Here is a 10,294-nt window from a genome sequence, read left to right as displayed (position 1 = left end):
AATTCTTGTTTTATCCGTGTTTCCATGCCATGAAGGGCTATGTTAGCAAGTAATGGAGAAATTACTCCACCTTGCATTGTACCTTCAGATGTAGCAGTAAATACTCCAGAATCTATAACACCAGATTATAGTGAGTTGTCATTTGATTGATAAGTGTTCAATCAAAAGCTAGCCATCCTCTTTAGGTTTCGGCTAAACGAATCGCACCATATCTTCAGTTGTCAAGGTACAGAGTGTGGTTAGCGATTTAGGCTTTACCATCACTCGTTTATGATAGTATGAATATGTTCGTTTTGTGTTTACAACATGAAAACAATCATATTTACATATTCGGATAACAGAACGGAGATACGATAAGTTGAAGTTATACGCAAATGTGAAAGAAAAATCGGTAACTCAAATTATTGGTACGCAAGTCGTTGACAGGTAATTCCTCATCGCTCTGATAGGCATAGGGGCGTCATAAAACACCACATTTGGAAAAAGTTCGTGGGTAGAATTTGGTTAGTCGCTGGATTTTACAAGCGTAATTAAATATTCCATGCTATGATAAGAGTAAAGAGAAATACTTTCGGCTAAGTGACTACGCTGTAGACACACTGCCATAGACGCCTTCCCGGATCTAAATCTCTACACCCTATTAGGTTCGAGAGGTGTTACATGTCAGTTTATGTACGTAATCATCTTTATGAGGTATAAGAAGAAAAACACCATCCAAAGCCTAGAACTGCAGCAAATAATCACCCAATCTAAGGCTTTGCTCAACAAGCCTAAGCTGTTGGAGCCACAGCAACCGATTATCAGACTGAATACCCTTGGCTAGTTGATGTGATAGACCATTACTAAACTTATTGACAAAATCTTTTAACAAAATTGAAGGCAACAAAAGATATGGATACTCAGGAACTTTTGAGACGATACGCATTAGGAGAACGGGACTTTAGCAACGTAGAGTTGGTTGGTGTGTGCTTAACTAAAGCAAATTTGGTTGGGGCGCACCTGACAGGAGCACACTTGATTCACGCAGACTTAAGGGGTGCAGACCTAACTGCTGCACATTTAAGTCAGGCCAAACTGAATGAAGCTTCCTTAGCTGATGCAAGAATGATTGAAGTGTGCCTGATAAGTGCAGAATTGGTTGATGCAGATTTGAGTGGGGCAAACTTGAAGCGTGCAAATTTCAGTGGAGCAGACTTAAGCTGTGCCAAGCTAGGTGGAGCCAACTTAGAGGGAGCAGACTTAAGTAACACAGACCTCAGAGGAGCAGACCTCAGAGGAGTGAATTTGAGTGAAGCCAACTTAAAGGGGGCAAAGCTAGATGGGGCAGACTTAGATGGGGCATATCTAGAAAACGCAGACCTAAGCGAAGCAGAAATTGCAGGGGCAAATATGAGGGGTACAGGATTGAGTGGAGCAAAGATGCCCGACGGAACAGTTCACTACTGATGGGACTTAAACAAAAATTGTATTCTCTCAATACTTCGGGGTAAGCAATTATTTTGGTTGCCAAGAGCCGACACCTGCATAACTATTATTGCCATTCTCTGTCCTCAAGTTCTTTAGTTGGCAATAACAAGGTTGCTTCAATTTCCTGCCTGATAGCAGCTGTCACTTCACAATTGCTATTGAGACAATCCAACAGCAGCTGATTAGCATCGTAGTAGCGTTGCAGTGTTTGCTGTTGCTCTTGAGTAAACTGCCAGTGGTGATCAATCTTACGATAATTACTGATCGTCATCTTTAACTGTTCAACCCAGACTGAATAATGTGCTGCCCACCAAGCCTTCCATTTTTCTTGGTTTTGATTTTGATTGGGTAGTTGCTCCCTAAGTTGTTCTAGGGATTTATGCAGTCCAGCATCTAAAACAATGCTTAGAATGTGCGAGAGAGCATCTCCACACGCATGAGCATAAGCAAAATCTTGGCTTCGGTCGATCGCGCACTCTAGTAGCAGGTCATCTAACATCGCATCCAGAAACATTCCCTGGTCGAGGGTACAAGCTAGGGTAAAGTGAGAAGCTATGTGAGGAGTTCGGGCTAAGGCAAGGTAAAATGCCCGTGTACTCGCAATTTTTGGTGGTGACGGAGTAGTACGAGATTTCTGACTAGCCCAGGTTAAAAATTCTTGTAAGTAAGGGTCTTGCGAGACTAGCGCATCAATGTGTTGCTTCATTAACTGCACCAGAGAGTCCGCACTGCGGAGCATAGCAGCTGTCAATAAGAAGATTTCGCGCCACTGAGGATCAGTGATGTGACTGACCAATCCAGCCAGGGCTTGCTCCAATGCTTGTAGGTTATGGCTGGCAACGATTTTTCTAGCAGTGAAGTATTCTTGAAACGCCAGATAGGAAAAGGAGAAAATTCCTCGTGCCCGTTCTGTTAGTAACCCATGTTGCGATTCTATCGCCTTGAGAACTGCTTCACTTTCATGTTGCAGTTCCTCTGGATCCGTTGGCATCTCAGGTAGATTACGAATATAGTCACCAATGTATTGCTCAATAACACGTTGCTCAAAAAAGTACTGACCCTGCGTAAATGTCGCGGCGGCAATTTGACTGAGCAACTTGAGCTTTTGTGGTAGTAAAAACCCCCGATAAACATCATCACGTTCAACGCCTCTGGCTTCATCCCATTTGCCTAATAGAAGATCTAGCCCTTGCTTATAAAACTCAGTCCGCTTAGTGGGAAATTTTTCCTGTCCGTGGAACACCCAGCAGGCAAGATGCAGAAATAGGGGTGTAACCACGAGTTGGCGAAATTGCCAGTTCGTGGGTTCGTCCAATTTTTCAATAAATTGAACGGACTGTCCTTCTCCATTTTGAGTGTTTGTTTTGCTGAATGCCACAAACCATTTTCGAGCGAAGGCTCGGATTTGTTGTGAGGTAAATGGGGCAATCTCAACATCGGTAAAGCCTCTAAGCGTGAGCTTTTGCGCTGCTGTTCGACAAGTTGCCACAAACCGATTTTTGTGATACTTATCTGAAAACAAGCGAATTTCTTTTAAGACAGCATTACTTTGTTGGTTAACAACTTCATCCATGCCATCAAGCAGCAGCAAAACTCTGCCTGCACCAAGCAAGGTTTCAATCACTGAGTGTTCTGAAATTCCTGAAGTTAGAAAAATTGAGCGAATATAGTTTAGTAGGCTGTACTCACCGCTTAAGCGTGATTCTTCAGCAAAATTCCTTAGTACGATGAACACTGGAACCTGGTTTGCTGCAAATGCGCCTCTATTACACTGAATAGCAAGATGCTGCAAAAAAGTGGTTTTACCTACACCTGGTTTACCTAGCACCCTCAGCTTGGAGTAGGTTTCGACTGCGCGCATACCTGGTATTTGTTTGTGATCAACCGAGCCTAAGCCAAAGCGGTCAAATTCACTCGGTTCAAGGTTTTGCAAGTTAGAGATTTCTAACCACTGTTGGCTTGGTATGTCTTCGAGAATATTGACATCAATGTATATGTCATCGATCGCAACGGGATGACCGATATCTAATAATTGCAAGATACCGCACTGGTCTTGAATTTTGTCTTGGCATTGCGATCGCACAATTTGCACCAAAGCATCAATATCTACGAATTGAGATCGGGTAAGAACCCCAGGATCGGAGAATTCGGCTGGTGGATCAGCAGCGATCGCTCGCCAATTCAGTTCCAATACAGAACAAATTTCCAGAAATATATGACGATCAACGGGACGCCCACTGAAAAATCGCCAAATCGGTTGTCGAGTCTTTAAGTTGACTTCCCATGCCAGATTTTCCTGAGTCCACCCCTTGCGAGCAAATGCTTTTTTAGCCTGTTGAATCCCGGTAAGTGATGCCTGGAGCGATCTTTTGACCATAATATACAAGACTCATAATCAAAATTTAAAACTTTCTTAAGAATATAAATTTCATACCTTTTACTATGATAGTAAGTCTTGCTCAATTTAAATCATACAAAAGAGACAGATCAACTTTAATCTCATTCAATTCAAACACATACGAGAGATTTTTATGCTATAGTAATTGCTTTTTTATTCTATGTATGACTTAACGGCTCCAAATGAAAAGTGGTATCGAGACAAGATCAATTTTGTTAAAGTTTTGTAAATAAATCAGACACTATTAACTGAGAAAAAACGGGGCATAGGAAACGCGCCAATGCCCGATACCCAAGAAATCCAACGACTGCAAGGGACTGGGGAAGTCATCCAAAATAGGGTGTAGCGGGTAGGGAGCATGTTTAAGAGGAATCCTTGAGAGGTGGGAGTAGCGCTCACCAAGAAAAAAATATGTGTTTCGAGACGCACCGCGATCTGAACGCTGCGTCCTTATTCCAATCCCACACTTTTAACTGTGGGTACCCTACACCCTTTGAGCCTAGAGGGGAGCGGTGAATTGCCCAATTACCCAAACTTACCACTGACGTATTCTTTAGTAGCTTGCTGTTGGGGATTGTGGAAAATATTCTCTGTGTGGCCATACTCTACTAAGTGACCAGTGCAGCCTCCTAGTTCTGAAGTCTGGACATTAAAAAAGGCAGTCATATCAGAAATGCGCGATGCTTGTTGCATGTTGTGCGTGACGATCAAGATTGTGTAGTGCTCTTTGAGTTCCCGTAGTAGATCTTCAACGCCGAGAGTAGAGATCGGGTCAAGGGATGAGCAAGGTTCATCCATTAAAATAACGTCAGGTTGAGTGATAATCGCACGAGCAATACATAGACGTTGTTGTTGTCCACCAGAGAGAGACAAACCACTCTGACGCAGTTTGTCTTTCACTTCATTCCACAAACCAGCTTGCTTAAGCGATCGCTCTACCAATTCATCCAAATTTCCCTTGAAGCCATTAATTCTCGGTCCAAAGGCGATATTGTCATAAATTGATCTGGGAAAAGGGTTCGGTGTTTGAAACACCATCCCAACCCGGCGACGCACTTCTACAGGATTAATACTCGGTGCATAGAGATTTTCTCCATAATAATAAACTTTGCCTTCCACCCGGAATGATGTAATGAGATCGTTGAGGCGGTTGAAACACCTTAACAATGTACTTTTGCCACATCCAGACGGACCAATAAAGGCTGTTACCAGATTTTTTGGCACATCTAGCCAAATATCACGTAACGCCAAAAAATTTCCATAGTAAACATTTAGACCCTCTGTTCTTAAAACAGTGTCAGATTGATGAGCATCTTTAATGTTAGTGAACATAAATTTTAGTTATTCTTGACGCTCTCATCGTGTACTGTGTAGCCAGGGGTGAGGGGGATATCAAGCAATTTACTGCCATTCCTAGGAAGATATTCATTAAGGTTGAGGGTTTTCCCTTCTTTATCGGGGTGGTGCATAGATGTATGCCCTCGTATAAATTTTATACATACATTATAAGCTCTTTAAACAACTATTTATTGGATAAAAATCAAGTTCCTGGATGTAGATTATTAATGAGATTTTATAACTTTATTAATGAGTCAAGAAATATGTTTATCACACCAAAATCTAATATTTTTTAGTGTGGATACATTTTCAGCTTTTCTGTAAAGATTTAAATCTATTTAGTACAAACTATACAACTTATACACTAATCAAACGCTTGGTTAAACATGCTTTCTAACAGAAGTATGTTATGCTCAATGTTGTCCACAAAATAATCTCATTAAATGAAGCTGTAACCTATCATTGTATTTCAACTCTTTCAATGATCGAAAAATTTCAGAAAGCTTTGAGAGTAGTTTGATTACTGAATGAATAGCTGGTTTTTTATCCTCGTAATTAAACAAGGCACTCCGAATGAAACAAGTTGGAGCAAGAAGCATGAAAATGTTTTTCTCACCCTGCTAAGCTGTTGCTCATTTAATTTTTAAGTAGCACCACAATAACTTTACGTTTTCGTCACCTCTGTGTGAACACTTGCTTGCTAGCTGTTAAGAGCAACGACTGTAAATAAAAACCTTAATACAGCAGAATTCAGGAATAAAAGGGGCTTTCCGTTTAGCTTCTGGACAAAGGCATTGTACTTGAATTACTTGCAATGTGATGCATATAGCTGAAAAATTAAAGGAATTATAGCAATGAACTTGATCGATAGACCTGACGCAGGTTTTCTGAAATTTATAGGACATTTGCCACCCGAAGACAATTACATCCCTGTTCAATCTTTGAATCGGGGAGGATGGTATTGGGTCGATAAAAACACCCCTTATTTACAAATTATTTCCCCCGATCCACACCCATGGGGTAAGGAGTGGGTCATTTCACCCATAGTAGATCGGGGGATTAAAGACCTCACTGAGGCGGTTACTTTTAGTTTAAGTTTGAAGCTTTTCCCCTTACCCCCATTAGATAAGGCTACTTCTGTTAAAATAATTCGGCAGATAGAACATGGTAAGTTTGTCCACACACAAGAGGAACTATACTATTTTGTGACATTTGTTTATCAGCATCATAACTCTTTTGTAGACGATGAAACTCAACTCAGTGAGTGGGTGACATATTTGTTCTATCCGAAGTAGAAAATGTTAAATTGATGAGCAACTCATTTTGGCTCCATTGGTAGTTATTTTTGCCCAATATTTGCTGATTGCAGAAGGAGTATACTTGCTCTTCTATTCTTACTTTTTATATCATAACCTAACCAAATAAACCTAATAAACCCAGAAATGAAACAGCACCTTGTAAAAATAATTCGTAATTATTACTCCACGTATAAATGCGGGGGGACTAATTGACGATGTCCTTTTACTTTTTCATAGTTAAAAATTACAACTATGGTAGCAACTCCTCCAAAACCAAGCACTGACAACTCGATTAGTGCATTTGGCAAAGCTAGGTCTACAGTTGAGGGTGCGCCCCTCAATGCTGAAGAATTGCGTAAGATACATGCTTACTGGCGTGCATGTAATTACTTAGCTATCGGTATGATTTATCTGCGAGATAATCCACTGCTGCGATCGCCTCTAAAAATTGAACAAATCAAGCATCGCCTATTAGGACATTGGGGTACTAGCCCCGGTTTGAGCTTTGTCTACACGCACCTGAATCGGCTGATTAAACAGCAAGATCTCAATATGATATTCCTAGCAGGTCCTGGTCATGGAGCTCCGGGTGTTCTTGCTTCAACCTACCTAGAAGGAACATATTCCGAGATTTATCCCGATAAGAGCGAGGATGAGGAAGGGTTGAAAAGATTCTTCCAACAATTCTCCTTCCCTGGCGGCATTGGTAGCCATTGTACCCCTGAAACTCCAGGTTCCATCAATGAAGGGGGTGAACTGGGCTACAGCATCTCCCACGCCTACGGAGCTGCGTACGATAATCCAGACCTGATCGTTGCCGTTATGGTTGGTGATGGTGAAGCCGAAACTGGACCCCTAGCAACCGCCTGGCATTCCAACAAGTTTATTAACCCGATTCGCGATGGAGCAGTGTTACCAATTCTGCACCTTAACGGTTACAAGATCAACAACCCAACAATCCTCGCTCGCATTAGTCATCAGGAACTAGAAAGCTTGTTTAAAGGCTACGGCTATACGCCCTACTTCGTGGAAGGATCAGATCCTGAAACGATGCACCAAGCGATCGCCGCGACCCTGGATCACTGCATTACAGAGATTAAGCAGATTCAGGCATCAGAGCGCAGTACGGGTGTCGCGAAGCGGGCTTGCTGGCCTATGATCATCCTACGTAGCCCCAAAGGCTGGACATGTCCAAAAGAAATAGACGGGCACAAACTCGAAGGATTCTGGCGTGCTCACCAAGTGCCAGTGTTAGATGTCGCTAAAAATGAGGGTCATTTCCAGATTTTGGAACAGTGGATGCGCAGCTATAAGCCCGAAGAACTCTTTGATACCAGAGGAAAGCTGATTCCTGAACTGAAGGATCTGGCACCCCAAGGCAACCGTCGCATGGGCGCGAATCCAATTGCTAACGCGGGTATGGTGCGCAAAGAACTACGGATGCCCGACTTTCGCCAGTACGGGGTTGAAGTCACCAATCCTGGTAATATTGAAGTTGAAAATACCACACCCTTAGGCGTTTTTCTGCGTGATATCATGCAGATGAATATGGACAACTTCCGTGTGTTTAGTCCTGACGAAAATACCTCGAATAAACTGAGTGCTATCTACGAAGTCAGTAAAAAATTCTGGCTGGCAGAGTACTTCCCTGAAGATCAGGACGGCGGTGAACTGGCGAGTGACGGTCGTGTGATGGAAATGTTGAGCGAACACACCCTGGAAGGCTGGCTAGAAGGGTATGTGCTGACCGGAAGGCATGGCTTCTTCTCCACCTACGAATCCTTCGTTCACATAATTGACTCGATGATCAACCAGCACTGTAAGTGGCTGGAGATTTGCAAACATATCCCCTGGCGGGCTGCCATTTCTTCGGTAAATCTGCTGATAACATCTACAGTTTGGCGGCAAGACCATAATGGTTTTACCCACCAAGACCCTGGCTTCCTGGACGTAGTACTCAATAAAAGCCCAGAAATTACTCGGATCTATCTGCCCCCTGACGTTAACAGCCTGTTGTCAGTAGCTGACCATTGTTTGCGTAGTGTGGACTATGTCAACGTTATTGTGTGTGACAAGCAACTTCACCTCCAATATATGGATATGGATGCCGCAATCAAACACTGCACAAAAGGTCTTGGAATCTGGGATTGGGCAAGCACCGATCTGACTTTTCACGGGATGTGGAAAGGTTCGAGTGGTTCGCGAGAACTAGTGGCGAACCATTAGGGCTCATTTTTTGTATTTAAAGGTTTCCTCAAGTAAATCCTTTAAACCCTGGTTAAGAGTTTCAATGGAACGGGCTAAAGCTTCAATTTTTGCTCTAGCGGTGATCTGTTTAAGAGCTTCTAGGTATGCAAGACTACCAGCTTTACCGAGATGTTTGTATTTAGAAAGCTTGCCAGATGTCTTAGTGGGAAAAATCGGTTCAGTTGCTTGTAATTTATAATACCAATAAAAACCCTTTCGTCCTTTTGCAAGATAACGAGCAATCCAACACCCACCAGGAGCGATCGCGCACGATGTGATAATTGCTTGAATCTCTTGCTCCAAGCACTCTTTCATTGAAACAAGCTTATCTATACGTTCAGACAATTCTTCCTGGGGTGAGGGTTTGTTTTGGTGCTTCATAATCAAAAAGTCTCCTGATTCGCCACTAATGCTCGCGAACCATATTCCTCCGGAATCAGAACACTGTTGAGAATTAATATCTTAATTTAAGATTAAGATGCAGTAGCCAACCCTGACACAAGGTTTCTAGTTCTAACCAGCCCCGCCACAGTACTTGTATTCCAATTGCAGTTCTTTTTCTATGTTCTAAGTAGCCTCCCAGACGAGCAATCGCTGTAATTGCCCAGTCAACAGTGCATTCTACGCCATTTTTTAGTTTTGGAGGGGTGTTAGCAATTAAGACATCCATTTGTACTTTAGTTAACACCATACTGGCAGGACTTTGTGGTGAATTACGATGTAAATAAGTCATTCGCACTCTTTTGTGCCGCGATTACTGTTAAAAAACCTAGCATTGTTGACATGCTATCTCCACCCAAGCGGTAACTTTCTGCCTTGCATCCTGATTTAAGAATTTTATGATACTCTTCTATCTGCCAACGATACGTATACCAACGGAGAATCTGCTCTGCGTCCTGTTGTGTTGTAACGCACTCAGTTGTCAGTAACATCCACTCTACATGTTCACTTCCTTCTGGCGCGTTAATTTCTTTGGCATAAACTGCATAAACATTAAAATTGCCTGCACTTTTTAATCTAGACGGAGCTTTAATTGATACTGGACAATATTTAACTTCTAAAGTGGCTGTTCTTTCAACACGCTTGTTCGTTTTTGGTAGTTTAACTTCCTTTGTAAATTGGACTGGCTGCTCCCTTACGTACTCCCATAAATATGAGGAATCTGCTTCTACGCAGCGATTATGAGCTGCTCTAACTAGAACTCCTGTGTTTTTCATTTGACTTACTTGGTCAAAAACTTCCGCAATATCACCCTCTCTATCGAAAACATGAATTATTCTTGTGGCTTCGCCACCAATTGGTTTAGTTAAACAGGTAAATAATTTTTCGATTTTTGAGAATGCTTCCACCCATCGATAAGATTCTTTAGACTTAAAATCTTGATTTCTTTTAGCGTTACGTTCCTTTTTTAATCGCTTTTTTTTCTGGGCTGGTGTTTCCCCATCTGGCGGAGACACTTCTTTATCCCGATGCCATAATTTCTCCCATAAAAGCCCTAACGGTTGACCAAAATCAGGCTCTATGGCTAAACAACTGTGTAAAATTA

The 10,294-nt window shown here is 42.1% G+C and carries 7 protein-coding genes and 1 pseudogene; 3 read left to right on the top strand and 5 right to left on the bottom strand.

Going from position 1 to position 10,294, the window contains the following annotated elements; genetic code table 11:
• Positions 1 to 891: 891 nt before the first annotated feature.
• Positions 892 to 1,446 carry a pentapeptide repeat-containing protein gene (locus G4P69_RS33575; RefSeq protein ID WP_208344908.1) on the top strand — a complete coding sequence of 185 codons (555 nt, stop codon included), beginning with the start codon at positions 892 to 894 and terminating at the stop codon, positions 1,444 to 1,446.
• 85 nt (positions 1,447 to 1,531) lie between these two features.
• Here the strand turns inward: G4P69_RS33575 and G4P69_RS33570 are convergent, their stop codons facing one another.
• A complete protein-coding gene (locus G4P69_RS33570) occupies positions 1,532 to 3,844 on the bottom strand; it encodes an NACHT domain-containing protein (RefSeq protein ID WP_208344909.1) in 2,313 nt (770 codons plus the stop codon).
• Positions 3,845 to 4,390: 546 nt separating this feature from the next.
• A complete protein-coding gene (gene pstB, locus G4P69_RS33565) occupies positions 4,391 to 5,197 on the bottom strand; it encodes a phosphate ABC transporter ATP-binding protein PstB (protein WP_208344910.1) in 807 nt (268 codons plus the stop codon).
• Between the two features lie 860 nt (positions 5,198 to 6,057).
• On the opposite strand from pstB, the gene G4P69_RS33560 reads away from it, so the two are divergent.
• Positions 6,058 to 6,498 carry a hypothetical protein gene (locus tag G4P69_RS33560; protein WP_208344911.1) on the top strand — a complete coding sequence of 147 codons (441 nt, stop codon included), beginning with the start codon at positions 6,058 to 6,060 and terminating at the stop codon, positions 6,496 to 6,498.
• A gap of 255 nt (positions 6,499 to 6,753) precedes the next feature.
• Positions 6,754 to 8,664: pseudogene (locus G4P69_RS33555) on the top strand (phosphoketolase family protein); the annotation flags it as partial.
• A gap of 66 nt (positions 8,665 to 8,730) precedes the next feature.
• Here G4P69_RS33555 and G4P69_RS33550 read toward each other — a convergent pair.
• From G4P69_RS33550 to G4P69_RS33540, 3 genes are all read right to left on the bottom strand, one after another.
• A complete protein-coding gene (locus tag G4P69_RS33550; RefSeq protein WP_208344913.1) occupies positions 8,731 to 9,129 on the bottom strand; it encodes a cupredoxin domain-containing protein in 399 nt (132 codons plus the stop codon).
• Between the two features lie 73 nt (positions 9,130 to 9,202).
• A complete protein-coding gene (locus tag G4P69_RS33545; protein ID WP_208346284.1) occupies positions 9,203 to 9,481 on the bottom strand; it encodes a hypothetical protein in 279 nt (92 codons plus the stop codon).
• On the bottom strand, positions 9,462 to 10,294 hold an 833-nt coding region (locus G4P69_RS33540; RefSeq protein WP_208354181.1), incomplete at its 5' end, for an IS4 family transposase. The genes G4P69_RS33545 and G4P69_RS33540, both read right to left, overlap by 20 nt.

Origin of the sequence: Aetokthonos hydrillicola CCALA 1050, from assembly GCF_017591665.1 — a bacterium.
Classification (GTDB): Bacteria; Cyanobacteriota; Cyanobacteriia; order Cyanobacteriales; family Nostocaceae; genus Aetokthonos; species Aetokthonos hydrillicola.
This window is presented reverse-complemented; position numbering and strand designations above follow the sequence as displayed.